Raw genomic sequence first — 26,912 nt, 5'->3', positions numbered from 1 at the left:
GTCACGCCCGCAGGCGCAGCCCCTTGGGCGTCGCGCGGAAGCCCGCCTCGCGCAGGACGTCGGCCAGCTGCGACGTGAGGGCCTGCTCGCCGTCGGCGCGCTGCACCTGCAACTGGCCAAGCCAGCCGTCCCGCACCGCGGTCGACAACGCCTCGGCAGCCGCGCGCAACGTGTCCTCGTGCTCGGTGAACGACAACAGCGAGCGGCCGCCGCGTTCCACGTACAGCACCGGTGCGCCGTCGACGAGCACGACGAGCGCCCCCGCCTTCCTGGCAGGCCGGTGTTTGGTGCTGCCGAGCGGTTGCGGCCAGGGCAGGGCGGCACCGTACGGCTGGGCGGGGTCACTGGCGGCCAGCACCACTGCTCCCTGCGCATCGCGCGCCGCCGACGTGTCGGACACCGCGCGCAGCCGATCCACCGCCCCACGTGCGGCGAACTGCGCGGCGCCGAGCCCGTCGACGACGTACCCGCGGATCACCTGCCCCGAGTCCTCCATGCTGCGCAGCACCTTGTAGATGCCGGAGAAACCGCCCGCGACCCGTTCGGTGTCCAGCGCGCCCTTGGTCAGCACGCCGTGTCGTTCGAGGAACGACTCGGTGCGCGCATGCGTGCGGCGCGTGGGATCCGGCTCCCGCGGCGGGGTCGGCCCCCACCGTCCCGCCACCGTGGGTGGTCCGGTCCGCGACGGCATCGCCGGTCTGCCCGCACGCAGGCGTGCATAACGTCCACGGGGAGCCGATCTGCGCGGCCGGTGCGTCGCGCCGCGCCCGGAGACCTGCGCACGCAGCGGCGCGAGCGTGTCGCCGGAGACCAGACCGGCCCACACCAGGTCCCACAGCGCCGCCACGACGGCGGCGTCGTCCGGCGGGGAGTCGAGCTGGGGAGTCACCCGATCGACCAGTTGGCGGAAGAAGAGCGCCCCGTGCCGGACGGCCGACACCAGTTCGGTGTGCAGCGGGGACGTCTCCGCGGCCGTCTCGTCGGCGTCCGGCAGCACCAGGTCGGCGACGTCGCCGGGAGCGAGGGCGATCCATCCGTCGCCGCCTGCGAGCGCGCCGCATCCGGACCACACCACCTCGCCTGCCGTCGTGAGTTCGTCCAGCAGCGCCGGGTGATATCCGGGCAGCCGGTTCGGCAGGATCAGCGACTCCAGTGCGCTCGCGGGCAGCGGCGCACCGGCGAGCTGGTCCACCACCGACAGGACGTCGTCCGCGGTCGGTGCCGACCGCATCCGGGCACCGACCCCGTGCCAGGCAGGCAGGAACCGGCCCAGCGCAGCCTGCTCGACGGGCTCGACCTCCTCCCGCAGCCGGGCCAACGACGCACGGCGGAGCCGCCGCAGCACCGCCGCGTCGCAGTACTCCACACCGCCGGGTTCGTACGGCTGCGGGCGCAGTTCCCCGCGGACCAGGCGGCCTTCCGAGGTGAGCCGGTCGAGCACGCCCGTGGCGACGGAGACACCGAGTCCGAACCGTTCGGCCACCTGGGCGGCGGCGAACGGGCCACGGCTGCGCGCGTACCGGATGACGAGGTCGCCGAGGGGGTCGTCGACCGGTTCGGTGAACGCCTCGGGAACCCCGATGGGCAGTGCCGCCCCCACCGCGTCCCGCACCCGACCCGCGTCCTCGATCGCCAGGTAGCGGTCCTGCCCTGCGATGCGCACCACGATGGCCCTGCGCTCGTCGACCAGTGCCGTCAGCCATTCCGGGCGGACACCGCGGGCCCCGGCCTCCTCGACGGTGAGGTCGCCGAGGAACCGCAGCAGATCCGCCGTGTCCTCGACGCCGCGGGCGTGCCGGTCCTCGTCGAGCCGCTGCAACGACCGTTCCACCGAGTCCACGACGTCGGGATCGAGCAACTCACGGATCGCCTCGGTGCCGAGCAGTTCGGCCAACAGCGTCGAGTCGAGGGACAGGGCCGCCGCCCTGCGTTCGGCGAGGGGAGCGTCCGTCTCGTACAGGAACATGCCCACGTAGCCGAACAGCAGACTGCGTGCGAACGGCGACGCCGCCTGGGTCTCCACCTCGACGAGGGCCACCGTCCGGTTGGCCACGTCGGACATCAGCTCCCGCAGTCCGCCCACGTCGTAGACGTCCTGCAGGCATTCGCGCATCGCCTCGAGCACCACGGGGAACCGTTCGTACTTCGCCGCGACGCCGAGCAGCTGTGCTGCCCGCTGCCGCTGTTGCCACAGCGGGGACCTGCGGCCGGGATTGCGCCGCGGCAACAGCAGCGACCGCGCGGCACACTCGCGGAACCGCGCGGCGAACAGGGCCGAGCCGCCAACCTCCGAGACGATGAGCGACTCGACCTCGTCGGGGTCGAGCAGCACGTCCTCGCCGGTGAGGGTGATCTCCTGGCCGTCGGCGTCGAGGGCGTCCGGTAGGCGCAGCACGATGCCGTCGTCGGAGTGGGCGACCTGCGCGTCGACGCCGCGTGTCTCCCGTAGCCGGGCGGCGATCGCCAGTGCCCACGGTGCGTTGACCTGCGCACCGAACGGGGAATGCACCACCACGCGCCAGTCGCCGAGTTCGTCGCGGAACCGTTCGAGCAGCAACGTCCGATCGGTCGGCACGTGCCGCGTCGCCTCGCGCTGCTCGCGCAGATAGGCGACGAGGTTCCCCGCGGCGCGTTCGTCCAGGCCTGCCTCCGCGGCGCGGCGCAACGCCGTCTCCTCCCGCGCGCCGGACACCTCCCGCAGGAACGCCCCGAGCGCCCGGCCCAGTTCGAGGGGGCGGCCCGGCGCATCGCCCTTCCAGAACGGCATGCGGGCGGGCACCCCGGGGGCGGGAACGACGACGACCCGGTCGTGCGTGATGTCGGTGATGCGCCACGACGAGGTGCCGAGGAGGATCGTGTCCCCCACCCGGGACTCGTAGACCATCTCCTCGTCGAGTTCGCCCACCCGGCTGCCCGGCTTGCCGTCGTCGCCGGGCGTCATCACGGTGAACAGCCCGCGGTCGGGGATCGTGCCGCCCGAGGTCACGGCCAGTCGCTGCGCGCCGGGTCTGCCGCGCAGTTCGCCGGTCACCCGGTCCCAGGTGATGCGGGCGCGCAGTTCGCCGAACTCCTCGCTCGGATATCGCCCGGCCAGCATGTCGAGCACCGCGTGCAACGCGTCGTCGGGCAGTGACGAGAACGGGGCGGCCCTGCGCACCGTCGTGGCGAGGTCGTCGACCGTGCGGGGTTCGAGCGCGACCATGGCCACGATCTGCTGGGCGAGCACGTCGAGCGGATTGCGGGGATACCGTGTCCGCTCGATCGCCCCCGACGTCATGCGTTCGGCGGTGACCGCGCACGAGACGAGGTCGCCGCGGAACTTCGGGAACATCACCCCGCTCGACGGGGCGCCGACGTGGTGGCCCGCGCGCCCCACGCGTTGCAGCCCGGAGGCCACCGTCGGGGGTGCCTCGATCTGCACCACGAGGTCGACCGCGCCCATGTCGATGCCCAGTTCCAGCGACGACGTCGCCACGACACAGGGCAGCGTGCCGGACTTCAGTTCCTCCTCGACCCTGGTGCGCTGCTCCCGCGACATCGACCCGTGATGCGCCTTCGCCACGGTCGCGTCGGCGCCCGTGGTCAGCCCGGACTCGCCGATGGCCTCGGCGGGGAACTCGTCGCCGGGCACCAGCTCGGTGCGCTCGGCGGACAGTTCGTTGAGACGCGCGGTGAGCCGTTCGGCCAGCCGCCGCGAGTTGGCGAACACGATCGTCGAGCGGTGCTCGCGGACCAGGTCCAACACCCGCTGTTCCACCGAAGGCCAGATGGACGGTTTCGGCGCCGCGGCCCCCGGCACCTCGTCCTCCAGCGACCCGGGTTCGGCAGGCTGGGCAGGCCCGTCCAGCGCGGCCATGTCGTCGACCGGCACCTCGACCCGCACCTCGAGCGTCTTCGGCGTCTCCGGTTGGACCACGGTCACCGGCCTGCCGCCCGCGAGCAGCGAACTCACCTCGTCGACGGGGCGGACGGTCGCCGACAGGCCGATGCGCTGGGCCGGTTTCGGCAACAGCTCGTCGAGACGTTCCAGCGACAGTGCCAGATGCGCACCCCGCTTGCCGCCCGTGACGGCGTGCACCTCGTCGACGATGACCGTCTCGACGCCCCGCAGCGACTCCCGCGAGGACGAGGTGAGCAGCAGGAACAACGACTCCGGTGTCGTCACCAGCACGTCCGGCGGGGTGCGCAGGAACGATCGGCGCTCGGCCGACGTCGTGTCGCCCGTGCGCATGCCCACCGTGATGTCCGGGACGGGCAGGTCCAGCCGCCGCGAAGCCTGGGCGATTCCCGTGAGCGGCGAACGCAGGTTGCGTTGGACGTCCACGGCGAGCGCCTTGAGCGGGGAGACGTACAGGACCCGGCAGCGGCGCTTCGCCTCGTCGGGAGGTGGTGCGGTGGCGAGGCGGTCGAGTGCCCACAGGAACGCGGCGAGGGTCTTGCCGGAGCCGGTGGGTGCGATGACCAGCGCGTGCTCACCCGCGTGCGCGGCACGCCACGCGCCCTCCTGGGCGGGCGTGGGCGCGGCGAACGCCCCCGTGAACCAGTCCCTGGTCGCGGGGGAGAACAGTTCGGTGGCGGACTCGGTCACGTGTCCATGATGCGTCCGACCCCCGACAGTCCGGACCCGTGACCCGGACCCGTGCCCGGACCCCGTGGGCCGCCCCGCGTCACTTCCTGCGGTTCCTCCGGATCTGCACGAGCAGGACCACCAGGGTCGCGGTGACGGCGGCGATGGAGGCCAAGGTCAGCGCGGTCGAGCCCAGACCGGATTCGAGTTGCATGGTGCCCACGGTACGGGGACGGCACGCGGCTAGGCTGGGTTCGATGCGGATCACGGTGTTCCGTCGGCTGATGGCCGACGAGTTCGGCGCCACCAGGGCCGAGATGCTGGCCAAGGACCACGTGCTGAGCGGCCTCGGCGGGCGGACCGTCGACGAGGCGCTTGAGGCGGGCATGTCCGCCAAGGACGTCTGGCGGCAGGTCTGCGCCGAGTTCGAGGTGCCTGCCGAACGCCGGTGACGGGCCGGTGCGCCCTAGTCGACATCCCACGTGTCGGTGTGTCAGTTTCGTCGTCGAACAAATGTTCTCTAGGATGTTGTCCACATCGGGGTTCGCCGTCCACAGATCCGGCGAGAGTCCTGGAACTGTCGGACCCCGCCCGTACCGTCGGGTCCGGACGAGGAAGCGTCCGTCTGACGGAAGCGTCAACCAGTGACGTCAGCCGACGTCAGCCGACGTCAGACACAGCCAGCAACACCGGACACACAACGCCGGAAACACAAGACCGGACACACAACCGCGAAGGCCAACGAGGTGGGTTCCATGGCAGCAGCATCGGACAAGGGTGCACCGGACAAGGGCAAGGCGCTCGACCTTGCCCTGGCCCAGATCGACAAGCAGTTCGGCAAGGGCTCGGTGATGCGGCTGGGCGAGGACACGCGCCCGCCGGTCGAGGTCATCCCCACCGGAGCCATCGCGCTGGACGTCGCACTCGGCATCGGGGGCCTGCCCAGGGGCAGGGTCATCGAGGTCTACGGCCCCGAGTCGTCCGGTAAGACGACCGTCGCGCTCCACGCCGTGGCCAACGCGCAGAAGAACGGCGGCATCGCCGCGTTCATCGACGCCGAGCACGCGCTCGACCCCGAGTACGCCAAGATCCTCGGTGTCGACACCGACGCCCTGCTGGTCTCCCAGCCGGACACCGGTGAGCAGGCCCTCGAGATCGCCGACATGCTGATCCGCTCGGGCGCGCTCGACATCGTCGTGATCGACTCGGTCGCCGCGCTCGTGCCGCGGGCCGAGATCGAGGGCGAGATGGGCGACTCCCACGTCGGCCTGCAGGCCCGGCTGATGAGCCAGGCGCTGCGGAAGATCACCGGTGCGCTGCACAACTCCGGCACCACCGCCATCTTCATCAACCAGCTGCGCGAGAAGGTCGGCGTCATGTTCGGCTCCCCGGAGACCACGACCGGTGGTAAGGCGCTGAAGTTCTACGCGTCGGTCCGGCTCGACGTGCGCCGCATCGAGACGCTGAAGGACGGCGGCGAGCCGGTCGGCAACCGCACCCGCGTGAAGGTCGTGAAGAACAAGGTCGCCCCGCCGTTCAAGCAGGCCGAGTTCGACATCCTCTACGGTCACGGTGTCTCGCGCGAGGGATCGCTCATCGACCTGGGCGTCGATCAGGGAATCCTGCGCAAGTCGGGCGCCTGGTACACCTACGAGGGCGACCAGCTCGGCCAGGGCAAGGAGAACTCGCGGCGGTTCCTCAAGGACAACCCGGACATCGCCAACGAGATCGAGAAGAAGATCCTCGAGAAGCTCGGCGTCGGTGCCAAGGTCGACGCCGAGGAGGCCGCGGCCGAGCCGGCTCCCGTCGAGTTCTGAGGCGGGGACCGGTGAGTGAACCGGATACCGCCGGCGCGACCGAGCCCTCGGAGCAGCGGAGTGCCCGGGGCGGGCGCCGTTCGCGTGCCCGCACCCCGGGGTCCGAACTGCCTCCCGACGAGGCGAGGCGGAAGGCCAAGGAGATCTGCTTCGATCTCCTGGCCGCCCGACCTCGCACGAAGGAGGAGTTGCGGTCGGCGCTGGCGCGGAAAGGCTTCGACCCGGACGTGATCGGCGAGCTGCTGCGCAAGCTCGACGACGCGGGACTGATCGACGACGCGGCGTTCGCCGAGACGTGGGTCCGGTCCCGGCACAACAACCAGGGCCTGGCCAAGCGCGCGCTGGTCGCCGAACTCCGCCGCAAGGGCGTGGACGGCGACGTGGCCGCCGAGGCGGCGGGCGAGATCGACGCCTCGGCCGAGGAGGATCGCGCGCGGGAACTGGTCAGGAAGAAGCTGCGCACCATGACCGGGGTGGACGAGCAGAAGGCCACACGCCGACTGCTCGGGATGCTCGCGCGCAAGGGCTACCCGCAGGGCTTGTCCTACGCCGTCGTGCGGGACGAGTTACGCAGCGCCGGGGCCGAGTCGACCCCGCTGGACGACGCCACGGCCGACTGAGCGGCTCCGCCGACGATTTCGGCGGAGCCGGCTCGGCTCAGAAGCCGAAGTCGAAACCACCGCCCATGTCGCCACCCATGTCACCGCCGAAGTCGCCGCCCCCGAAGTCGCTGTCGCCCATGTCGCCACCGTCTCCGCCATCGCCACCGGCGTCTCCGCCGTCACCGCCGCCTTCGGACATGGCGTCCTCCTGGCCGGCGTCGTAGCCGTCGGCCCACGCCTCGCCGCTGGGGATACCGGCCATGCCGGAGAACATCGCGCTGAACAGCATCATCGAGCCCAGGCCCCAGGCGCCGGCCACGAGCGCCGGCTTCCACCACGGCTCGCTGTACCAGCCCTGCGGAACCGGCCTGCCCGCCACACGGCCGCCCGGGTAGTAGTGCGGCGTGTCGGCGCTCGGCTGCGGCGAGGCCTCGTAGTGCTGCCCTTCGACGTCCACGGAGCGGTGTTCGGTGACCTTGCCCGCCGCCTGCCGTTCGCGGTCCTCCGGCAGCGCGGGGCCCGGGTCCATGCCCATCGCCTCGCGCGCGGCACGCACGTAGTACAGCCCTTCGAGCGCCGTCTCCTTCACGAGCTTGGCCTGCTCCTCGGTCTCGGCCTGCTCCATCTGCGAGCCTGCGGCCGTGTAGCGCTCGCTGGCGTCGGCCAGCGCCTGCTGCGACGCCGTGTCGGTCCCGGTCAGGTTGAGTACCTGACCGCCGAGGCGCTCCAGCCACCGCCGGGCCTCGGCCTTGGCGTCGTCGACCCGCTTGCGTTTGGTCTCCTGCTGCGAACGCATCAGGTAGTACCCGCCGCCGACGATGATCAGCAGCAGGACGACGATGAGGACCAGATCCATGGGGAACTCCCGGGGACGTGCGCGTGGGACGTTCGAGCGCGCCCGGCGTCGGACACACTCCTTCGAACCGGACAACGCAGGCGCCGCCCCGGGAGTTCCCGCGCGGTTCACCGCATCGGCCTACCAGGCGCGGCCGACGTAGTAGGAGCTCGTGTAGATGCTCTGTTTGCGCACGACGTCGCCCGTCTCGGGAGCCGCCCAGATGCGGTTGCCGCCCGCGTAGATGCCGACGTGGTAAACGCGTCCGCCGTCGTGGAAGAACACGAGATCGCCGGGCACCTTCGCGTGTCGGGGCACCGCGCGCACGGCTCGGTGCTGTTCACCCGACGTGCGCGGCAGCTGGATGCCCGCCTTGCGGTGTACGAACTGGGCGAACCCCGAGCAGTCGAACCGCGTGGGCCCGCTCGCGCCGTACGCGTACGGCGACCCCGCGTGGGCGGCGGCGATGTTCACGATGCGCTGGCCGATCGGCGCGGCGGGACGCGGGGGATCCGGCCGCGGTGGAGGCGGTGGTGGCGGCGGGGTACGCACCTGCACCCTGGCCACGTCGGAGGTGGTCGGGTCGTGGAACGTGTCGCCGCCGTAGGTGATCCGCCAGTCCGCGGACGCGGCGGGCGTGCGGCGGAAGGTGACCCGCCCGTCGCCGCCCGTCTCGGCCGTGGCGACGGACGTCCACTCGCCGCCCGTCCGCCGTTGGAGTGTGACCTGCTCGCCGGTCAGCGGGCGGTCACGCATCCCCGTCAGCGTGCCGGACAGGGTCACGCTCGAGCCCTTCTCGATGCTGTCGGGAACGTCGTCGAGTGACTGTGTCGTGGGCGTGATCGCCGAGGCGTTGCTCGTGAACGCCACCAGCGCCGTGCCCGAGACCAGTCCGATCACTGCTGTGCGCTTCCACGGTGTGGACACGCGAATCCTCCTGAAAGGATCGTGCACGTACGGCCCCCCGACCACGCCGAGGCTCTCGTGGCATCGGCGCCGTGCCCGGCCGCCCGGGTCGCCCCGCACGGCCGCGACGACCGTAAACACGGGCCGGGTGGGGTCCGCGACTCGAGAGTCACCCACACCGGTGATTCCGCGTGGCGGGTGCGTGCGGCGCCGGTGCGCGCCCACCCCTGGCGCCAGAAACTAGAACACATTACTGTTTTGCCGCATGAGGTTCACACTGTCGGTGGCCCTGAGCCCGCTCGACCAGCTGACCGAACTGGCCGTCACCGCGGAGGAGTGCGGATTCTCCTCGATCGCGCTCCCGGACTCGCTTTTCTATTCCGAGCAGGTGTCGGCGGACTATCCCTACACGCCGGACGGGAGCCGTTTCTGGGATCGGAACACGCCGTGGGTCGACCCGCTGATCGCCGCCGCGTCGATGGGGGCGGCGACGAGCAGGATCACGTTCTACACGTCGGTGCTCAAGCTCGGTTCGCGCAATCCCGTGCTGCTGGCCCGCCAGGTTGGGTCCGTCGCGAACCTCACGGGCGACCGGTTCGGTCTCGGACTCGGGGTCGGCTGGGCGCCGGAGGAGTTCGAGTGGTGCGGCGTGCCGTACCGCCGACGGGGCAGGCGTGTCGACGAGGCGATCGACGTTCTCCGGCTGATCCTCGGCGGCGGGATGGTCGAGTACCACGGTGAGTTCTTCGACTTCGACAAGCTGTGCATGAGTCCGGCACCGGCGCGGCACGTGCCGTTCTACATCGGCGGCCACAGCGAACCCGCGCTGCGCAGGGCCGCGCGCGTCGGCGACGGCTGGTCGTCGGCGATGATGAAGCTCGACGACCTGCGCGAGACGATCACGCGGTTGACCACGCTGCGCGCCGAGTACGGCCGCGCCGACGAGCCCTTCGAGTTCCAGGCCGTGTGCATCGACCGGTTCGGTCTCGACGGATACCGCGAACAGGCCGAGGTCGGCGTCACCGACGTGATCACCGTGCCGTGGGCGTTCGACGGCCTCGGATTCGACGCCCCGATCGACCGGAAGAAGGACTCCATCAAGAAGTTCGCCGACGAGATCATCGAGCGGTTCTGACGGGCCGCGGAAAGGCGGGAGCATGGCTGTCACGGTGTGCTGGGACGTCGACGCGCAGCAGCCGCCCGCGCGGCTGGCCGCGCTGCGGTCGATGGAGGCCGTCACGGCGGGGGACAAGCAGCGTTGGCTCGCCCTCTTCGACCCCGCGGCGGTCGTGGAGGATCCGGTGGGCCCGTCCGGGTTCGACGAGGAGGGCAAGGGCCACCACGGGCGGGACGGGATCTCGGCGTTCTGGGACATGACGATCGCGAACGTCGAGCGGTTCGACTTCGTGATCCGCGACTCCCACGCGGGTGGTGACGAGGTGGCCAACGTCGGCACCATCACCACGTTCTTCCCCGGCGGCTACCGGATCGACACCGACGGGGTCTTCGTCTACAAGGTGGGTCCGGACGGGCGGATCCTGTCGGTGCGTGCGTTCTGGGAGCCCGATCGGGCCGCCGCGACGGCGCGCCAGGTGGAGTAGACCGCCCGGCATCGTTCACCCCGGGTTCCCCGGCCGCTCGCGCGCCGCTCTCCGCGGTGTCACACGACTACTCGAACGTGTGATTCCGACATAACGGAGAGGTGTGAGACGTGGTACGGAGTCGAATCCGACAGTGGGCGGCCGCCGGTGTTCCGGTCGTGGCCGGGATGGTGTTGGCAGCCGGCATGCCTGCGACGGCGGCGCCGGGCGCGCCGGGGGAGCGGCCGGCACTGTGCGGGCACGATCAGCGCAGCGGGTCCGCGGCGGTGTACGCCTGTGCCGAGGAGGGCGACCTGCTCGAGGTGCGCCTCGGCGATCTGCATCCCACGCAGCCGGCGATCGGCTACGACCAGATCTACTACAAGCTCGGGCGGTACACGCTCGGCAAGGACGACGTGAACAAGCGGTTCGACGACTGGTGCGAGGCCAACGGGCAGGGCGGGGTCGAGGACGCCGAGCCGGACGCGACGCTCGCCGATCCGTCGACGTTCGACTGCGAGGTCGAGATCGGTGACGAGACCGATGCCGAACTGGACGCGATGAAGACGCTCGTCGTGGGCCCCGGCGGCGTGCCGTACCTGACCGACGGGCACCACACGTTCACGTCGCTGCTCGAGGTTGCGGGGCCGGACGTGCGCGTCCGGGTGCGGGTGCAGGACAACCTCAGCACGCTGCCCACGAGCCGGTTCTGGGAGCGGATGGAGGCCGACGACCGCGTCTGGCTGCGGGACGCCGACGGATCGACCGTCGAGCCGACCGACCTGCCGGGTCGCCTCGGTCTGGACACGATGAACGACGACGAGCTGCGCGGGCTCGTGTACTTCACCAAGGACATCGGCTACGCCTCGCCCGAGGCGCTCTACGCGCAGTTCCGCTGGGGGAACTGGATCACCGGTAACCCGGAGATCGATCTGTCCGAGTGGGACCGCGGGGACGTCGAGTCCTACCTCGCCGCGGTCCGCGCGGTGTCGGAGGCGCAGACGGCGTTGGACGCCGACGACGTGGTCGACGGCGGATACACGGCGGCCGAGCTCGGGGCGCTGGAGGAGTGGAACGACGGCGACGCGGCCGACGACGGGGAGTTCGCGAAGCTCGCCCGGCCGTACTCGGACGACAAGCCGGGCAAGCTCGCCTACGCGATGGAGTACAAGAAGGAGCACGGCCTGGAGTGACGGCACCCATGCACCGGTGAGCGTCCGCCGCCGGCACTGAGCGCCGGCGGTGAGCAGCGAGCCGGTCGACGTGGTCCGTGCACGAAGCCCCGGCATGCACGAGGCCCCTGTCCACATCACGCGTGGACAGGGGCCTCGTGTTCGGTCGGGGTGACAGGATTTGAACCTGCGACCCTTCGCTCCCAAAGCGAATGCGCTACCAAGCTGCGCCACACCCCGCCGCGCCACCCGAGGGTGGTGTGCAGACACCATAGCGGGTACCGGTAGACTGCTCGCGCAGCCGGTCACCGGCCGCTGCGGGCGTAGCTCAATGGTAGAGCCCCAGTCTTCCAAACTGGTGGTGCGGGTTCGATTCCCGTCGCCCGCTCCAGGTTCATATGAGCGCGGGGCGTCGCAGGTCAGCGATGATCGGCGAACGTTCGTGGACGGTACGTCGGACAGCGGCTCGAGCCGGATCGACTCGAGCCGCTTGTCATGTCACCGGGTCCGTCGACTCATGTCATCGGGGCCGCCGACTCGCACGGCCCGCGGTCGAGGAGCTCCCGCGCGCCGAGGTCAGCACCTGATGAAGCCGCGGCCGTTGCCCCAGCCGCATCCGTCCAGCCACCGGCCGTGCGTGTCGCGCAGCGTGGCGCCGTCCCCGCTGTTGTTCCAGACGTACGACTTCCGTCCCCAGTAGCGGTGCCACGGATTGTTCTTGCCCTTGCCGGTGTGCACCGTGATCTCCTTGCCGGGCATCACCGTCGTCTGCGGGAACCGATACGTGTGCCCCTGCCTGTCGTGCAGGCGGAACCGCGTGATGTTGACCGGAACCCGGGAGGTGTTCCTGAGTTTGACCCACTCGGCGTTGAGGCTGGCGTTGCCGCCCCGGTCGCGGCCCGGCGAGTCGTACTGGACCGAGGCGATCTGCATCCGCGCCGCCGCCTCCGCGGGAAGGGCCGTGAGCAGGCTGAACGACAACATGCCGACCGCGAGCAGCGCTGTGGCAATGGATCTTCGCATGGCGAACCTTTCGGGAACAGGCCCGGACAGCCGGGACCTGCCAACAGATGTGCCTTGACGTCGGACGAAGGGGCACAGTCGTTACAGGTCGCGCCGAGATTTGCGAACCCGCCCGGCAGGCGGCCGCTGCGGTCGGTGCGTGAGTCGCTCGCCGGTGATCAGGCCGCCGCGATGTCGGCGACCGCGGCGACGAGCGTGTCCACCTCCGCGGCGGTGGTGTACGGCGCGATGCCGGCACGCACCGCGCCGGTGTCCCCGAGGCCGAGCCTGCGCGAGCACTCGAGGGCGTAGAACGTGCCCGCGGGGGCGTTCACCCCACGGTCGGCGAGCCGCGCGTACACCTCCCCGGGCGCATGTCCGTCCACAGTGAACAGCACCGTCGGGGTTCGCTCGCGGTCCCGAGCACCGAACAGCCGCACGCCCGCAACGGTGGTCAAGCCGTCCTCGAGTCGCGCCACGAGGGCGTCCTCGTGCCGGGCCACGGCGGCGAGCGAGGTCTCCAGCCGTTGCCGCCGGTCGCCGTCGGAGGCCGCCATACCGGCGATGACGTCGACGGCAGCGGTCGTGCCCGCGAGGAGCTCGTAGGGCAGGGTGCCGAGCTCGAACCGTTCGGGGACCGCGTCGGTCGACGGCGCCAGCTTGTCGGGCGTGAGTGTCTCCCACCGAGCCGGATCGGCCGCCACGACACCGAGATGCGGGCCGAAGAACTTGTACGGCGAGCACGCGTAGAAGTCCGCACCCAGAGCCGTGATGTCGACCGCGGTGTGCGGTGTCAGATGGACGCCATCCACATAGGACAGCGCACCGGCGGCACGCGCCGCCTCCGTGATCGCCGCGACGTCCGGGCGGGTACCGAGCAGGTTCGACGCCGCGGTCACGGCCACCATGCGGGTGCGCTCCGAGACCAACCGTCGCACCGCCGCGACGTCCAGTTCCCCCGTCACCGGGTCGAAATCCGCCCACCGCACGGTGGCGCCGCGCGCCTCGGCGGCCTGCACCCACGGGCGGATGTTCGCGTCGTGGTCCAGGGTCGTCACCACGACCTCGTCGCCGGGACCCCAGTCCTTGGCCAGTGTGCGCGCGACGTCGTAGGTCAGCTGCGTCATGCTGCGCCCGAACACGATGCCCCGCGGGTCGGCGGCCAGCAGGTCGGCCATCGCGCGCCGCGCGTCGCCCACGATGCGGTCGGCGCGCCGTTCGGCCGCCGTGTGCACGCCCCGGTTCGCGACCGCGCTGCGGAGCGTGTCGGCGACCGCCGCAGCGACCGCCTCGGGCACCTGGGATCCGCCGGGGCCGTCGAAATGCGCCGCCCCCTCGGCCAGCGCGGGGAAACACGTGCGGAGTCGGGTGACGTCGAAGTCGGCCATGTGCCGAGTATGGACCAGTCCACGCGAAGGGCCGCCCGGCGCGACACGCCGGACGGCCCTTCACGGGTGACGCGTTTCCTAGTGCACGGTCGCCTTCTCGGCGCCGGCGCCGGTGAGGGAGCGGACCTCCATCTCCTTGTGCTTGCCTTCCAGGTGCTCCTTCGACGTCATCGTGCCGATGATGCCGAGCAGGAACGACAACGGGATCGAGACGATGCCCGGGTTCGACAGCGGGAACCACGCGAAGTCCGCGCCCGGGATCATCGCGTCGTCACTGCCCGACACGGCAGGGGAGAACACGATGAGCACGAGCGTGGTCGTCAGACCGCCGTAGATCGACCACAGCGCGCCGCGGGTGTTGAACCGCTTCCAGAACAGCGAGTACAGGATCGTCGGCAGGTTCGCCGAGGCCGCGACGGCGAACGCGAGCGCCACGAGGAACGCCACGTTCTGGTCCTTGGCCAGGATGCCGCCGACGATGGCGACCGCGCCGATCACACACGCGGTGATGCGGGCGACCTTCACCTCGGTGGTCTTGCTGTCGACCTTGCCCTTCTTGATCACGTTGGCGTAGACGTCGTGGGCGAACGACGCCGACGCGGTGATCGTCAGACCCGCCACGACCGCGAGGATCGTCGCGAACGCCACGGCCGCGATGAAGCCGAGCAGCACCGGCCCGCCGAGTTCGAGCGCCAGCAGCGGAGCCGCCGCGTTCTCGCCACCCGGTGCGTTCGTGATCGTGTCCGTACCCACCAGCGCCGCGGCGCCGTAGCCGAGCACGAGCGTGAACAGGTAGAACAGGCCGATCCAGGCGATGGCCCACACCACGCTGCGCCGCGCCTCCTTCGACGTCGGCACGGTGTAGAAGCGCATCAGCACGTGCGGCAGGCCCGCCGTACCGAGCACCAGCGCGATACCGAGCGAGAGGAAGTCCAGCTGCGTGGTGCCGCTCTCGCCGTACTGCTCACCCGGGTTCAGCAGTGCGTCACCGCCGCCCGCCGCCTGGGACGCCGAGCCCAGCAGTTCCGACAGGTTCAGGCCGTACTTGCCGAGCACCCACACCGTCATCACGGCCGTACCGGCGATCAGCAGGCCGGCCTTGATGATCTGCACCCAGGTCGTGCCCTTCATGCCGCCGACCAGCACGTAGATGATCATGACGATGCCGACGACGGCGATGACGACACCCTGTCCGACGTCGCCCTCGACCCCGAGCAGCAGCGACACCAGGCCGCCCGCACCGGCCATCTGGGCCAGCAGGTAGAAGAACGACACGGCCAGCGTCGAGGTGGCGGCGGCCGCACGTACCGGACGCTGCCGCATCCGGAACGCCAGTACGTCGCCCATCGTGAACTTGCCCGTGTTGCGCAGCAGCTCGGCGACGAGCAGCAGCGCCACCAGCCAGGCGACGAGGAAGCCGATCGAGTACAGGAAGCCGTCGTAGCCGTAGACGGCGATGGCGCCTGCGATACCGAGGAACGACGCCGCCGACAGGTAGTCACCGGCGATCGCGGTGCCGTTCTGCGGCCCGGAGAACGACCGGCCCGCCGCGTAGTAGTCGGAGGCGGTCTTCGTGTTGCGCGACGCGCGGAACACGATCACCAGCGTCACGACGACGAACGCGCCGAAGATGCCGATGTTGACCAGCGGGTTGCCGCCTTCGACGCTGCCCTGAGCGAGTGTGCTCACTGCTTGTCACCACCTTCGACCTCGTCCCGGATGTTCTCGGCGATCGGGTCCAGCTTGCGGTTCGCGTACCGCACGTAGAGCCCGGTGATCACGAACGTGGAGACGAACTGCAACAGGCCCAGGATCAGGCCCAGGTTGATGTTGCCGACGACCTTGGTCGACATGAAGTCGTGTGCGTAGTCGGCCAGCAGCACGTACGTCAGGTACCAGACCAGAAAGAGCGCGGTCATGGGGAAGACGAAGTTCCGCAGCCGCTTGCGCAGCCGCTGGAAGTCTTCGCTCGCGTGGACTCGCGCCCACGTGTCGGCCTCAGGGGGCTGAGGCTCGGTGGAATTCACGGTGACCTCCTTGTCACGGTGCACGCCTCGTCACGGTGCACGCCTCGGAAAAAGGCACGGGGAGTGTGTGCTGGGCGACACCGTAAGGCCGGGTGGGTGGCCGGTGAACTGGTCAGCGGCCCAAGCGGCGGGTCATGCGACGAACGGCCGACGAACGGCGCGCGGGCCACGACGAGTGGCCCAGGTCACGTGCCGCGGTGTCGCTCTGGTGGCGCGCGGGGAACGGCGACTGGCGGTGTTCGTGCAGGTGGAGTCGCAGCATCGCGGCCGTCGCCCACGGCGCCGGTCTGCCCATGCGCGACACGACGACCATGGTCAGGAACGCGACGGGCACCGACCACGGCGCGGGCTGGGCGACGAGGATCGCGACCCAGCCGTGCAGCTCGGGTCCCGCGACGCTGACGAGGAACGACCCGACGGTGGACACCAGTCCCGCCGCCACTCCGGCGAGTGCGCCTGCCGCGGTCAGCCGCCGCCACCAGATGCCCAGGACGAGCAGCGGGCAGAACGTCGACGCGGCGACGGTGAAGCCCCACGTGACGAGCGTGCCCGCGTCGAACCCGGCCGCGGGCAGCGCCAGCAGCACGACCACCGCCGCGGCACCGAGCACGGCGAAGCGCAGTTGGCGCAGTCCACCGGGGACGAGGTCGTGGGAGATCGCGCCGGACACCACCAGCAGCAGTCCGAGCGAGGTGGCCAGGAACGCGGCGAACGCTCCGGCCGTCAACAGCCCGGTGAAGACGGTGCCGGTCGTGCCGTCGTCGACCTGGGCGGGCAGGGCGACGACGGCGCTGTCGGTCGCGCCGGTGAGATACAGATGCGGGACGAGGACTCTGCCCAGTACGCCGTAGATGCCGGGAAAGAGGTAGAACACGCTCAGCAGCGCGACCGTGAACGCGGCCGTGCGGCGTGCGGCGCGGCCGTCCGGGCTGGTGTGGAACCGCATGATCACGTGCGGCAGGCCCATCGTGCCGAGCATCGTCGCGATCAGCACGGCCCACGTGCCGAGCAGTGGGAACCCGGCGTCGTGGAAGTCCAGCAGGGGACGCTGCCAGCCGTCGGCACCGGGTACGGCCTCACCACGCACCTCGGGGACGCGCGTGCCCTCGGCGAAGGTGACGGTCGTGCCGGGCGGCACCTCCCACGCGCCGGGGTCGAGTTCGCGCACACCGTGGCCGGCACCGCCCTCCGGACGTGCGGAGCCGTCCTCGAGGATCTCGGTGCCGTGGGGGACGTCGAGCGTCGCCCCGACCCGGAACGTCACGGTCGTGTCGTCGCGGAAGTGCGTGAACTCGGCAGGCTGGACGGCCTCGCTGCGCACCTGCGGGCCGACCTGGATGAGCAGCCACACGGCCGGAATGATGAACAGTACGAGCTTGAACACGAACTGGAACGCCTGCACGTACGTCGCGGCGCGCATGCCGCCGAGAGCGAGCGTGGCGCTGACGACGACCCCGGCCAGTACGACACCCACCCAGTAGGGCGTCTCGGTGACCACGCTCAGCACGAGTCCGGCGGTGCGGAACTGCGGTACGAGATACAGCGCGCCGATCACGAGCACGACCACCGCGGCGAGCCTGCGCAGCGCCGCCGAACCCAGCCGTGCCTCGGCGAAGTCGGGCACGGTGAGGGCGCCCGACCGGCGCATCGGCGCAGCCACCAGCACCAGCATCGCGATGTAGCCGGCGGTGAAGCCGACCGGATACCAGAGCGAGCCGATGCCGTCCTTGACGACCAGGCCCGCGACGCCGAGGAACGAGGCGGCCGACAGGTACTCGCCGGACACCGCCGCGGAGTTCAGCAGCGGGGACACGCGGCGGGAGGCGACGAGGAAGTCCGACGTCGTGCGCATGGCGGCGACCCCGCGCAGCCCGATCAGCATCGTCACCAGCACGACCGGCGCGACGGCGAACGCGACGATCACCCGCGGCCCCCGTCCCCGGCATCACGGGTGCCACCCGCCGCGCCGGACGTCCCCGATTCCTCGGCGCTGTCGGGAGGCTCGCGGTACAGCTGCTGTTCGATCCGCTCGGCGCGCCGCAGATGCCAGAACGCGAGCACGACCATGGCGGGGAACGGCACGAGCACGATCGCCGCCCACGACACCGGCACGCCCGCGACCCGCACGTCGTCGAGTCCAGGCAGCAGCCGCAGCGCCAGCGGCAGTCCCAGGATCAGCGTGCCCAGGGCCGCGAGCGCCGTGACGGCGCGACGGCGGCCCGCCCGGTAGAGCGCGATCGCACGCGGCATCTCGGCCGGATCCAGCGTCGTCGGCCGCCACGGTCCGCGATAGCGCCTGCGTGCGTGCGCGAGCCGCGTCTGCGGGCTGGTGACGGCGACCCGGCGTCCCGTCATGTCGGTCGCTCGAGCTCACCCTGCTGTGCGGCCTCCAGCAGGCGTTGGCGCAGCTGCCGCGCGTGCCTGCGGCTCACCGGCACGTCGCCGACGTCGGTGTGGGCCAGCAGCCCGCCGACCGAGTCGCTGCGCAGTTCGCGCACCGCCGACAACGCGACGAGGAACCCGCGGTGGGTCCGCACGAAGCCGGCACCCTCCCAGTACTCCTCGAGCCGCGAGATCGGCATCCGCACCAGATGCACCCCCGACGGGGCGTGCAACCGGACGTAGTCTCCGTGCGCCTCGACGAACCGCACCTCGCCGCGTTGCACGTAGCGCGTGCGGCCACCGACCTCGACGGGCAGCGCGGCCATCGAGTTGGACACCCGGGCATCGGGGACCTGCGCCTCGGCCGACGGTCGTCCGGAGGGCTCGTCGGCGTGTGCCATGCGCGCCACGCGCCCCAGCGTCTCGGCGAGCCGTTCGGCACGCACCGGTTTGAGCAGGTAGTCCACCGCGCCGATACCGAAGGCGGCCACGGCGTGTTCGTCGTAGGCCGTCACGAACACGATGACCGGGGGAGAGGCGAGCTTACGCAGCAGCTCGCCCAGCTCGAGCCCGTCCAGGCCGGGCATGGCGATGTCGAGGAACACCGCGTCGTACTCGCCGCCGCGGATGGACTTCAGCGCGGCCAGCGGATCGCCCGCGGCGGTGACGGAACCGACCTCGGGCGCTTCCCGCAGCAGACTGCACAGGTCGTCCAGCGCGGCCGGCACGTCGTCGACGGCCAGCACGCGCAGTCCGCTCGCGGCGGTGTGCAGCGCCTGCGGGTTCTCCTGCACCGTCATGGCACGACCCCCGGCTGGAATCGCGGGACGCGTGCCACCACCCGGGTGCCCGCGTCCTCGGCCGTCTCGATCACGAGGCCGAACCACGGCCCGTACACGTTGCGCAACCTCCGGTCCACGTTGGCCAGTCCCATTCCACCTGCGTCGGCGTCGCCTGCCAGGAGCCGCTGTGCCAGTTCCGGATCCATGCCCGCTCCGTCGTCCTCGACGCTGATGACGCAGTCCGATCCTTCCGCCTCGCCGAGCACGTGCACCGTGCCCCCCTCGGTCCGGCGTTCGATCCCGTGCCGCACCGCGTTCTCCACCAGCGGTTGCAGCACGAGATAGGGGATCGCCACGGCCAGCACCTCCGGCGCCACCCGCACCTGCACCTTGAGCCGGTCGCCGAGCACCGCGCGCTGCAGGGCCAGGTACGTCTCGATCGCGTGGAACTCGTCGGCCACCGTCGTGTACTCGCCGTGGCTGGCGAGGCTGTAGCGGATGTAGTCGGCGAAGTCGAGGAGCAGCTCACGCGAGCGTGCCGGATCGGGCCGCACCAGCCCGGCGACGACCGTGAGTGCGTTGTAGACGAAGTGCGGCGAGATCTCGGCGCGCAGCGCGCGCAGCTCGGCCTCGGCGGCCTCCTCGGCCGACGCCTCCAACCTTCCCCGTTCGAGCGCCGCCACGAGCAGCGCGGTGACCTCGCGCAGCGCCGACACGCGGGTCGTGCCCGCGACGACGAGGACACCCGCGAGCTCGTCGTGCACGATCAGCGGCTCGGCGACCACCTCGGCGTGCCTGCGCCGGCTCTCCGTGTGCAGCACGTCGTCGACCAGCTGGGCGGTGTCCACGTCCCGCGGAAGGGAACCCGACAGGGTGAGGCGCCCGGACAGATCGGCCAGCGCGACCCCCTCCGAGGCGAGCAGACGCCGGATCGCCCGCGTCGCCGACCGCACCCGGGGCCCGGTCAGCCCGTCGGCCAGATCCTCGGTCACGTGCCGGGCGACCTCGAGGATCGCCGCCGGGTCGCGCAGACGCCGCGACCAGACGATCCCCCTCTGGGGACCCTCCTGCGCGGGGACGGACATGCGCACTCCCGGTTTGCACCCGACGACATCGTCCGCCGGTGGGCCCGTCCGCGGCATCGCACCCGGCGTTCACACCGACGGTGTGAATCTAGTCGCCCCGGTGCGCGAGCGTGAAGGGCAGCCGATCGGCGCGGCCCGGCCCCGTCCGGAGCCGCGGGCGGGAACCGAGCGCACACGGGCGGGAACCCGCCGAAGTCGAGGCCCTCCGGGACTGTCCGCGGCGCGGAAGGTGATCCATAATCGGTGGTGGGTGATGCCGTATGGGCCTCCGGGACGAAGAACGGCGACAGCTCGCCGACATCGAACGCCGGTTGGGCGAGGACGATCCGCGCCTTGCCCAGCGTCTGACCACACTGCGGCCCGGACTGCCGCGCGTGCTCTGGACGATCGCCGCCCTCGCCGCACTGTTCATCGCGGGCGGAGTCCTCGTGGCCGTCGGTACCGGCGCCGACGCCCCCGTCGTCGTGGTCCTCGGCGTCGTGGTGGCCGTGGGCGTGCCCACGTTCATCATCTGGCGCCGATGGCTCCGGCGGCTCCGCCCACCGGCCGACCCCGCCGACTCCGCGGCCGGCGGCGAGACGGGCGGACGGCCGGGACGCGAACCGGACGGACGGTGACGCACCGGACGGCCCGCCTCCGGCGGTGTCCCTCCGGTGCCGTCCGGGCGTGGCTCGGTGCCCCGCGCCCACGCCCGCAGCGCCGCGCCCACCCGGTGAGGGGCGGCCCGGCCGCGCGGGTGAGGGGCGGCCCGGCCGTCGCGGGCCCGCTGACTTAGACTCGGACTCCGGTTCCCCCACGTCCACCTGCGGTGGACACCGGTGAACCCACGAACCACGCGTACGCACCCCGCGCCCCGGCGTGTACGGCGCGTACGCGACACGAGTACACAGTCCGATACACCTGTCCGCCTAGGAGAAAACGTTGAAGAGCACCGTCGAGCAGCTGAGCCCGACGCGCGTGAAGATCAATGTCGAGGTGCCGTTCGACGAGCTCAAACCGAACTTCGACCGCGCCTACCGCAAGATCGCTCAGCAGGTCCGGATCCCCGGCTTCCGCCCGGGCAAGGCCCCCGCGCCCGTCCTTGAGAGCCGGATCGGCCGTGCTCCGGTGCTCGACGAGGTCGTCAACGAGGCCATCCCCGCCAAGTACATGGAGGCCGTGCAGACCGGCGACGTCCGCACCCTCGGCCAGCCCGACTTCGAGATCACCAAGCTCGAGGACAAGGACGTGCTGGAGTTCACCGCCGAGGTCGACGTCCGTCCGGAGATCACGATCCCGGACCTGGACGACCTGTCGGTCACCGTCTCCGACATCGAGGTGACCGACGAGGAGGTGCAGGCCGAGCTCGACAACCTGCGCGCCCGCTTCGGCACCCTCACCGGTGTCGAGCGCCCGGCCCAGAACGGCGACTTCACCTCCATCGACCTGTCCGCCACCGTCGACGGCGAGGAGGTCCCCGGGGCCTCCACCACCGGCCTGTCCTACGAGATCGGCTCCGGCCAGCTCATCGACGGCATCGACGAGGCGCTCATCGGCCTGTCCGAAGGCGAGTCGAAGACCTTCACCACGCAGCTCGTCGCCGGTGAGTACGCCGGCAAGGACGCGGAGGTCACGGTCACGCTCGGCAGCGTCAAGGAACGCGAGCTGCCCGAGGCGGACGACGAGTTCGCCCAGATGGCCAGCGAGTTCGACACGATCGACGAGTTGACCGCGGACCTGCGCGAGCGCATCAGCCGCTCCAAGCGCATGCAGCAGGGCGTCGAGGCGCGGGACAAGGTGCTCGAGCAGCTGCTCGAGCGCGTCGAGGTCCCCGTGCCGGAGAAGGTCCTGCAGGGCGAGATCGACAACGCCAAGCACGACGCGATCCACCCGTACGACCACGACGAAGAGGCCTACAAGAAGGCGCTCGAGGCCGAGGGCCGCGACCCGCAGGAGTGGGAGGACGAGGTCCGCGCCGAGGCCGAGAAGTCGGTCCGCACCCAGCTGCTGCTCGACACCATCGCCGACGAGCGCGAGGTGCAGGTCGGTGACCAGGAGCTGACCGAGCGGATCATCTACCAGGCCCAGCGCTTCGGCGTCAGCCCCGACGAGTACATCCAGCGTGCCCAGCAGTCCGGCCAGCTCGGTGCGATCTTCGCCGACGTGCGCCGTGGCAAGGCGCTGGCGACCGTCGTCCGCGGCGCCACCGTCACCGACGAGTCCGGCGAGGCGCTCGACCTGACCGAGCTGTTCGGACCGGAGGACGACGAGGAAACCCCCGAGGTCCCCGAGGTCGTCGAGGCCGTCGAGGGTGCGGCCGCCGACAGCGACGGCGAGGAGACGGACGCCGAGGAGACGGACGCCGAGGGCGAGGCCGCCGACGCGGCACAGTCCTCGGACAAGTGATTTCTCTTCATGCTCTGAGCGAACTCGGGCGGCGTCAGGCATTCTGCGCCGCCCGAGTTCGTTAGGGTCGGATGCAAGATCTGAGACTTCGAAAAAAGGCAGGCAGACGTGACGCAGCACATGCCCGAGGGGCGCACCAGCACCGCGGGACTGAACCTGACCGACTCGGTGTACGAGCGGCTGCTCCAGGAACGCATCGTGGTGCTGGGTTCCGAGGTCAATGACGAGGTCGCCAACCGCATCACCGCGCAGCTGTTGCTGCTGTCGGCCGAGGACTCCCAGGCCGACATCCGCTTCTACATCAACTCGCCGGGCGGTTCGGTCACCGCCGGGTTCGCCATCTACGACACGATGCAGCTCATCGAGCCGGACGTGGCGACCTACGCGATGGGCATGGCGGCCTCCATGGGCCAGTTCCTTCTGTCGTCGGGCACGCCCGGCAAGCGGTACGCGCTGCAGCACGCGCGCATCCTGATGCACCAGCCGTCGGCCGGCGTCGGCGGCACCGCGTCGGACATCGCCATCCAGGCCGAGGTGTTCGGCAAGTGGAAGCAGGAGCTGGCGCGCATCACGGCCGAGCAGACCGGCCAGACGGTCGAGCAGGTCCTCGCCGACGGTGACCGCGACCGCTGGTTCACCGCGCAGGAGGCACTGGACTACGGCTTCGTGGACCAGGTTCTCACCCGCGAGAACCCGACTCCGAGCGCTAACTGACCGGGATCGGAGAAGGAGAACACCGATGAACAACTTCCAGCTTCCTCAGTCCCGGTACGTGATGCCCTCCTACGTGGAGCGCACCAGCTACGGGGTCAAGGAGTCGAACCCGTACAACAAGCTCTACGAAGAGCGTCAGATCATGCTCGGCGTGCAGGTGGACGACGCCTCCGCCAACGACGTGATGGCCCAGCTGCTGCACCTCGAGCACGAGGACCCGGACCGCGACATCACGATCTACATCAACTCGCCCGGCGGTTCCTTCACCGCTCTCATGGCGATCTACGACACGATGCAGTTCGTGCGGCCCGACATCCAGACCGTCGTGCTCGGCCAGGCCGCGTCCGCGGCGGCCGTGCTGCTGGCGGCGGGCACCAAGGGCAAGCGCATGGCGCTGCCGAACTCGCGCGTGCTGATCCACCAGCCGGCCACCGAAGGCACCTACGGCCAGGTGTCCGACCTGGAGATCCAGGCGGCCGAGATCCAGCGCATCCGCCGCCTCATGGAGACGACGCTGGCTCAGCACACCGACAAGAGCGAGGAAGAGGTCCGCAGGGACGTCGAGCGCGACAAGATCCTGACGGCCGAGGAGGCCAAGGAGTACGGGATCATCGACGAGGTCCTCGCGTACCGCAAGGGCGCAGGGAAGTGACCCACAGCCCGCCGGGCGGGAGCGTGTCGTCGCCAGACACGCCCCCGCCCGGCGGGCTATCGTGTCGGGAAGACCGTCCGAGTTGATGCGGCGGGCTCCCATCGGTCCCGGGTGACGGGTACCGTCAAGAGACAGCGCGTGGCGCCTGTTCACTGTGTTCACCAGGCGGCACCGAGACGAGTCAGGTGCGCCTGACGCACCGGAGGGGACGAGGTCAACGGCCATGGCACGCATCGGCGAGGGCGGCGACCTGCTCAAGTGCTCGTTCTGCGGTAAGAGCCAAAAACAGGTGAAGAAGCTCATCGCCGGACCCGGGGTCTACATCTGCGATGAGTGCATCGATCTCTGCAACGAGATCATCGAGGAGGAACTCGCCGAGGCGGGCGACGTCAAGCTCGACGAACTGCCCAAGCCCGCGGAGATCCACGAGTTCCTCGAGCAGTACATCATCGGCCAGGACGAGGCGAAGCGCGCGCTGGCCGTCGCGGTGTACAACCACTACAAGCGCATCCAGTCGCAGGGCAAGACGGGCCCCAAGGACTCGAAGGACGAGCCCGTCGAGCTCGCCAAGTCGAACATCCTCATGCTCGGGCCGACCGGCTGCGGCAAGACCTATCTCGCCCAGACGCTCGCGAAGATGCTGAACGTCCCGTTCGCTATCGCCGACGCGACGGCGCTGACCGAGGCGGGCTACGTCGGCGAGGATGTCGAGAACATCCTCCTCAAGCTCATCCAGGCCGCCGACTACGACGTCAAACGCGCCGAGACGGGCATCATCTACATCGACGAGGTCGACAAGATCGCCCGCAAGTCCGAGAACCCGTCCATCACGCGTGACGTGTCGGGCGAGGGCGTGCAGCAGGCGCTGCTGAAGATCCTGGAGGGAACGACCGCGGCGGTGCCCCCGCAGGGCGGCCGCAAGCACCCGCACCAGGAGTTCATCCAGATCGACACGACCAACGTGTTGTTCATCGTCGCCGGTGCCTTCGCCGGGCTGGAGCAGATCGTCAACGAACGCGTCGGCAAGCGTGGCCTCGGCTTCGGCGCGGAGATCCGTACCAAGCAGGAGATCGCGCAGAGCGACGTGTTCAGCGAGACGATGCCGGAGGACCTGATCAAGTTCGGGTTGATCCCCGAGTTCATCGGCCGAGTGCCGGTGATGGCGAGCGTGACCAACCTCGACAAGACGGCGCTGGTGAAGATCCTGACCGAGCCGCGCAACGCCCTGACGAAGCAGTACACGAAGCTGTTCGAGATGGACAACGTCGAGCTCGAGTTCACCGACACCGCGCTCGAGGCCATCGCCGACCAGGCGTTGCTGCGCGGCACCGGTGCGCGTGGACTGCGGGCGATCATGGAGGAGGTTCTCCAGCCGGTCATGTACGACATCCCGAGCAGGGAGGACGTGGCCAAGGTCGTCATCACCGAGCAGACGGTGCGGGAGAACGTGAACCCGACGATCGTGTCGCGGCAGCCGTCCCGTCGTCGCAGCGGTGAGCGCGGGGAGAAGTCCGCCTGACCAGGTGGACTTCCCGCACTCCGAGACACAATCCGCACATGACGACATCGCAGGACTCGGCGGCACGCGCGGCCTGCGCCGTGAATGCCTGGGGACATGGTGAGCGAATCCGGTGACGTGACGGCACGTCTGGTCGAAGCGCTCCGGCTGAGGCACCCGCGGGTGCAGCTGGTGCTCGCCGCCGCGCTGGGCGTGTTCATGCTGGTGTGCGTGGCCGCGATGATCACGCGCACGTCCCTGTGGCCGCTCCTGCCGCTGGCCTCGTTCGGGCTGGCCTCCTTCGGGGCGTGGCGGGCGCGGGGCGCATCCGACGACCGGCAGCGCCTCGGCTGGACCGCGCTCGTCGCGGCAGGGGTCGCGCTGGGATTCTGGTTGCTCGGCATCATCAACCGCGTGTGGTGAACCCCGTCGGAACAGTCCTCGGATGCGAGGTTTCGGCGCGTCGGTAGCGGGCTATCCGCTCCCCGGTAGGGTGCGTCGACGCGAAGAGGAATCCAGGCTGTGGTCAGCAGCAGCGGGATCGACGGTTCCGGTGTACGGGAATCCCTCGGGCTTTCGCACCAGGCACTGGTCTACCGGAACGACGTCGGCTATCTGAACACGATCGTTCCGTTCGTCCGCGACGGGATCGCGGCCGGTGAGCCGGTGGCCGTCGCGCTGCCGGGTGTACGCCTGGCGGCCGTGCGGCGCGCGCTCGGCACCGCCGACGCCACCGCCGTGGACCTCGTGGACATGGCCGAGGTGGCCCGCAATCCGACCGGGATCATCGGTGGACTTCTGCGCCCGTTCGCGGACGGGTACACCGGACACGTCCGGCTCGTCGGTGAGCCGATCTGGTCCGATCGGACCAGCACCGAGTACCTGGCGGCCCTCGAACACGAGGCGCTCATCAACGACGCGTTCGACGGCAGGCGCGCGACGATCCTGTGTCCCTACGACGCGACCACGCTCGCACCGTCGATCATCGCCGACGCGGCCGCCACCCACCCGGAACTGATCGACGAACACGGCCCCCACGCCAGCGGTACCTACGTGCCCGCCGGTGTCGTCGCGGGCTGCAATCGGCCGTTGACCCCGCCACCCGACGTCCCGGCGTTCGGCTTCGACCTGCACACGTTGGCCGAGGCCCGCCGGTACGCCACCGCGCACGCCGAGTGCTACGGGATCGCCCGGCATCGGCTCGAGGACGTCGCCGTCGTGGTGGGGGAGCTGACCGCCAACAGCGTCCAGCACGGCGGCGGATCCGGGACCCTGCGGGTGTGGCGGGAGCAGGACCCCGAGGACGGGGACTCGGTCGTGTGCCAGGTGGACGATGCCGGGCGGCACACCGATCCGCTCGCCGGCCGCGTGCCGCCTCCGCCCGACCGGCTGGGCGGCCGTGGTCTGTTCCTCGTGAACCGGCTGTCCGATTTGGTCCGTACCCACCGGGGAAGCGACCACACGGCCACCCGCGTCTGGTTCCGCTGACCCTGTCCGATCCCGCCGCGTCACGGGCGG

At 70.6% G+C, this 26,912-nt stretch carries 24 protein-coding genes and 2 tRNA genes; 14 read left to right on the top strand and 12 right to left on the bottom strand.

Going from position 1 to position 26,912, the window contains the following annotated elements; genetic code table 11:
* Position 1: 1 nt before the first annotated feature.
* Positions 2-4,588, bottom strand: a complete 4,587-nt coding sequence (locus tag IF64_RS0106155) for an ATP-dependent helicase (RefSeq protein ID WP_030531035.1) — start codon at positions 4,586-4,588, stop codon at positions 2-4.
* 236 nt (positions 4,589-4,824) lie between these two features.
* Here IF64_RS0106155 and IF64_RS0106145 point away from each other — a divergent pair, with 236 nt between their 5' ends.
* The 3 genes from IF64_RS0106145 to IF64_RS0106135 all read left to right on the top strand — a co-directional run bounded on the left by IF64_RS0106145 (position 4,825) and on the right by IF64_RS0106135 (position 7,004).
* Complete coding sequence (locus IF64_RS0106145; protein WP_030531034.1) at positions 4,825-5,019, top strand: DUF3046 domain-containing protein; 195 nt, start codon at positions 4,825-4,827, stop codon at positions 5,017-5,019.
* 303 nt (positions 5,020-5,322) lie between these two features.
* A complete protein-coding gene (recA, locus tag IF64_RS0106140; protein ID WP_030531033.1) occupies positions 5,323-6,384 on the top strand; it encodes a recombinase RecA in 1,062 nt (353 codons plus the stop codon).
* A 107-nt stretch (positions 6,385-6,491) separates the two neighbouring features.
* Complete coding sequence (locus IF64_RS0106135; RefSeq protein ID WP_030531032.1) at positions 6,492-7,004, top strand: regulatory protein RecX; 513 nt, start codon at positions 6,492-6,494, stop codon at positions 7,002-7,004.
* 37 nt (positions 7,005-7,041) lie between these two features.
* Here IF64_RS0106135 and IF64_RS0106130 read toward each other — a convergent pair whose 3' ends face one another.
* Together IF64_RS0106130 and IF64_RS28110 are read right to left on the bottom strand one after the other, a co-directional pair.
* Complete coding sequence (locus IF64_RS0106130) at positions 7,042-7,842, bottom strand: hypothetical protein (protein WP_030531031.1); 801 nt, start codon at positions 7,840-7,842, stop codon at positions 7,042-7,044.
* A 120-nt stretch (positions 7,843-7,962) separates the two neighbouring features.
* Entirely contained in the window at positions 7,963-8,748 is a 786-nt protein-coding gene (locus tag IF64_RS28110; protein ID WP_342779919.1) for a C40 family peptidase, read from the bottom strand.
* 244 nt (positions 8,749-8,992) lie between these two features.
* Here IF64_RS28110 and IF64_RS0106120 point away from each other — a divergent pair, with 244 nt between their 5' ends.
* From IF64_RS0106120 to IF64_RS0106110, 3 genes are all read left to right on the top strand, one after another.
* A complete protein-coding gene (locus IF64_RS0106120; protein WP_030531029.1) occupies positions 8,993-9,862 on the top strand; it encodes a TIGR03619 family F420-dependent LLM class oxidoreductase in 870 nt (289 codons plus the stop codon).
* 22 nt (positions 9,863-9,884) lie between these two features.
* Complete coding sequence (locus tag IF64_RS0106115; RefSeq protein ID WP_030531028.1) at positions 9,885-10,328, top strand: nuclear transport factor 2 family protein; 444 nt, start codon at positions 9,885-9,887, stop codon at positions 10,326-10,328.
* Between the two features lie 185 nt (positions 10,329-10,513).
* A complete protein-coding gene (locus IF64_RS0106110) occupies positions 10,514-11,500 on the top strand; it encodes a ParB/Srx family N-terminal domain-containing protein (RefSeq protein ID WP_211252534.1) in 987 nt (328 codons plus the stop codon).
* A gap of 145 nt (positions 11,501-11,645) precedes the next feature.
* On the opposite strand, the gene IF64_RS0106105 is transcribed toward IF64_RS0106110, so the two are convergent.
* A tRNA-Pro gene (locus tag IF64_RS0106105) sits at positions 11,646-11,719 on the bottom strand.
* A gap of 77 nt (positions 11,720-11,796) precedes the next feature.
* On the opposite strand from IF64_RS0106105, the gene IF64_RS0106100 reads away from it, so the two are divergent.
* A tRNA-Gly gene (locus IF64_RS0106100) sits at positions 11,797-11,870 on the top strand.
* 185 nt (positions 11,871-12,055) lie between these two features.
* On the opposite strand, the gene IF64_RS0106095 is transcribed toward IF64_RS0106100, so the two are convergent.
* The 8 genes from IF64_RS0106095 to IF64_RS0106060 all read right to left on the bottom strand — a co-directional run bounded on the left by IF64_RS0106095 (position 12,056) and on the right by IF64_RS0106060 (position 20,145).
* Positions 12,056-12,502, bottom strand: coding sequence for a lamin tail domain-containing protein (locus IF64_RS0106095; protein ID WP_030531026.1), 447 nt, complete (start codon positions 12,500-12,502; stop codon positions 12,056-12,058).
* A 158-nt stretch (positions 12,503-12,660) separates the two neighbouring features.
* A complete protein-coding gene (locus tag IF64_RS0106090; RefSeq protein WP_030531025.1) occupies positions 12,661-13,869 on the bottom strand; it encodes a cysteine desulfurase-like protein in 1,209 nt (402 codons plus the stop codon).
* Between the two features lie 78 nt (positions 13,870-13,947).
* Positions 13,948-15,558, bottom strand: a complete 1,611-nt coding sequence (locus IF64_RS0106085; protein WP_030531024.1) for a solute symporter family protein — start codon at positions 15,556-15,558, stop codon at positions 13,948-13,950.
* Complete coding sequence (locus tag IF64_RS0106080) at positions 15,555-15,896, bottom strand: DUF485 domain-containing protein (RefSeq protein WP_030531023.1); 342 nt, start codon at positions 15,894-15,896, stop codon at positions 15,555-15,557. Before IF64_RS0106080 ends, IF64_RS0106085 begins: the two co-directional genes overlap by 4 nt.
* A 112-nt stretch (positions 15,897-16,008) precedes the next feature.
* A complete protein-coding gene (locus IF64_RS0106075) occupies positions 16,009-17,820 on the bottom strand; it encodes a sodium/solute symporter (protein WP_030531022.1) in 1,812 nt (603 codons plus the stop codon).
* Complete coding sequence (locus tag IF64_RS0106070) at positions 17,817-18,251, bottom strand: hypothetical protein (RefSeq protein ID WP_036875817.1); 435 nt, start codon at positions 18,249-18,251, stop codon at positions 17,817-17,819. Before IF64_RS0106070 ends, IF64_RS0106075 begins: the two co-directional genes overlap by 4 nt.
* Complete coding sequence (locus IF64_RS0106065; protein ID WP_036875816.1) at positions 18,248-19,078, bottom strand: LytR/AlgR family response regulator transcription factor; 831 nt, start codon at positions 19,076-19,078, stop codon at positions 18,248-18,250. The genes IF64_RS0106070 and IF64_RS0106065 overlap by 4 nt, the downstream gene beginning before the upstream one ends.
* Positions 19,075-20,145, bottom strand: a complete 1,071-nt coding sequence (locus IF64_RS0106060; protein WP_030531019.1) for a sensor histidine kinase — start codon at positions 20,143-20,145, stop codon at positions 19,075-19,077. Before IF64_RS0106060 ends, IF64_RS0106065 begins: the two co-directional genes overlap by 4 nt.
* Before the next feature lie 260 nt (positions 20,146-20,405).
* On the opposite strand from IF64_RS0106060, the gene IF64_RS0106055 reads away from it, so the two are divergent.
* From IF64_RS0106055 to IF64_RS0106025, 7 genes are all read left to right on the top strand, one after another.
* On the top strand, positions 20,406-20,762 hold the full coding sequence (locus IF64_RS0106055; RefSeq protein WP_084705686.1) for a DUF3040 domain-containing protein: 357 nt from the start codon (positions 20,406-20,408) through the stop codon (positions 20,760-20,762).
* Between the two features lie 304 nt (positions 20,763-21,066).
* The gene (gene tig / locus IF64_RS0106050) at positions 21,067-22,530 is read left to right on the top strand and encodes a trigger factor (RefSeq protein WP_030531017.1); all 1,464 of its coding nucleotides are present in this window, start codon (positions 21,067-21,069) and stop codon (positions 22,528-22,530) included.
* 108 nt (positions 22,531-22,638) lie between these two features.
* Positions 22,639-23,244 (top strand): ClpP family protease, encoded by a 606-nt coding sequence (locus tag IF64_RS0106045; RefSeq protein ID WP_084705685.1) that lies wholly within the window; start codon positions 22,639-22,641, stop codon positions 23,242-23,244.
* Between the two features lie 25 nt (positions 23,245-23,269).
* On the top strand, positions 23,270-23,896 hold the full coding sequence (locus tag IF64_RS0106040) for an ATP-dependent Clp protease proteolytic subunit (protein WP_030531015.1): 627 nt from the start codon (positions 23,270-23,272) through the stop codon (positions 23,894-23,896).
* A 223-nt stretch (positions 23,897-24,119) separates the two neighbouring features.
* A complete protein-coding gene (gene clpX / locus IF64_RS0106035; protein ID WP_030531014.1) occupies positions 24,120-25,415 on the top strand; it encodes an ATP-dependent Clp protease ATP-binding subunit ClpX in 1,296 nt (431 codons plus the stop codon).
* Between the two features lie 96 nt (positions 25,416-25,511).
* Entirely contained in the window at positions 25,512-25,817 is a 306-nt protein-coding gene (locus IF64_RS0106030) for a hypothetical protein (protein ID WP_051757512.1), read from the top strand.
* Positions 25,818-25,916: 99 nt separating this feature from the next.
* Entirely contained in the window at positions 25,917-26,882 is a 966-nt protein-coding gene (locus IF64_RS0106025; protein ID WP_246134742.1) for an anti-sigma factor RsbA family regulatory protein, read from the top strand.
* Positions 26,883-26,912: the final 30 nt, after the last annotated feature.

The sequence above is a fragment of the Prauserella rugosa genome (assembly GCF_000719975.1).
Classification (GTDB): Bacteria; Actinomycetota; Actinomycetes; order Mycobacteriales; family Pseudonocardiaceae; genus Prauserella; species Prauserella rugosa.
The sequence above is the reverse complement of the archived record's forward strand: the minus strand, read 5'-3'. Positions and strand labels throughout refer to the sequence as shown.

What these genes read in the sequence shown, in the direction of transcription:
- IF64_RS0106145 (WP_030531034.1), top strand. Translation starts at nt 4,825, where the DNA reads ATGCGGATCACGGTGTTCCGTCGGCTGATGGCCGACGAGTTCGGCGCC.
- recA (WP_030531033.1), top strand. Translation starts at nt 5,323, where the DNA reads ATGGCAGCAGCATCGGACAAGGGTGCACCGGACAAGGGCAAGGCGCTC.
- IF64_RS0106130 (WP_030531031.1), bottom strand. Translation starts at nt 7,842, where the DNA reads ATGGATCTGGTCCTCATCGTCGTCCTGCTGCTGATCATCGTCGGCGGC.
- IF64_RS0106120 (WP_030531029.1), top strand. Translation starts at nt 8,993, where the DNA reads ATGAGGTTCACACTGTCGGTGGCCCTGAGCCCGCTCGACCAGCTGACC.
- IF64_RS0106115 (WP_030531028.1), top strand. Translation starts at nt 9,885, where the DNA reads ATGGCTGTCACGGTGTGCTGGGACGTCGACGCGCAGCAGCCGCCCGCG.
- IF64_RS0106110 (WP_211252534.1), top strand. Translation starts at nt 10,514, where the DNA reads ATGCCTGCGACGGCGGCGCCGGGCGCGCCGGGGGAGCGGCCGGCACTG.
- IF64_RS0106095 (WP_030531026.1), bottom strand. Translation starts at nt 12,502, where the DNA reads ATGCGAAGATCCATTGCCACAGCGCTGCTCGCGGTCGGCATGTTGTCG.
- IF64_RS0106090 (WP_030531025.1), bottom strand. Translation starts at nt 13,869, where the DNA reads ATGGCCGACTTCGACGTCACCCGACTCCGCACGTGTTTCCCCGCGCTG.
- IF64_RS0106070 (WP_036875817.1), bottom strand. Translation starts at nt 18,251, where the DNA reads ATGACGGGACGCCGGGTCGCCGTCACCAGCCCGCAGACGCGGCTCGCG.
- IF64_RS0106065 (WP_036875816.1), bottom strand. Translation starts at nt 19,078, where the DNA reads ATGACGGTGCAGGAGAACCCGCAGGCGCTGCACACCGCCGCGAGCGGA.
- IF64_RS0106060 (WP_030531019.1), bottom strand. Translation starts at nt 20,145, where the DNA reads ATGTCCGTCCCCGCGCAGGAGGGTCCCCAGAGGGGGATCGTCTGGTCG.
- IF64_RS0106055 (WP_084705686.1), top strand. Translation starts at nt 20,406, where the DNA reads ATGGGCCTCCGGGACGAAGAACGGCGACAGCTCGCCGACATCGAACGC.
- IF64_RS0106040 (WP_030531015.1), top strand. Translation starts at nt 23,270, where the DNA reads ATGAACAACTTCCAGCTTCCTCAGTCCCGGTACGTGATGCCCTCCTAC.
- clpX (WP_030531014.1), top strand. Translation starts at nt 24,120, where the DNA reads ATGGCACGCATCGGCGAGGGCGGCGACCTGCTCAAGTGCTCGTTCTGC.
- IF64_RS0106030 (WP_051757512.1), top strand. Translation starts at nt 25,512, where the DNA reads ATGGTGAGCGAATCCGGTGACGTGACGGCACGTCTGGTCGAAGCGCTC.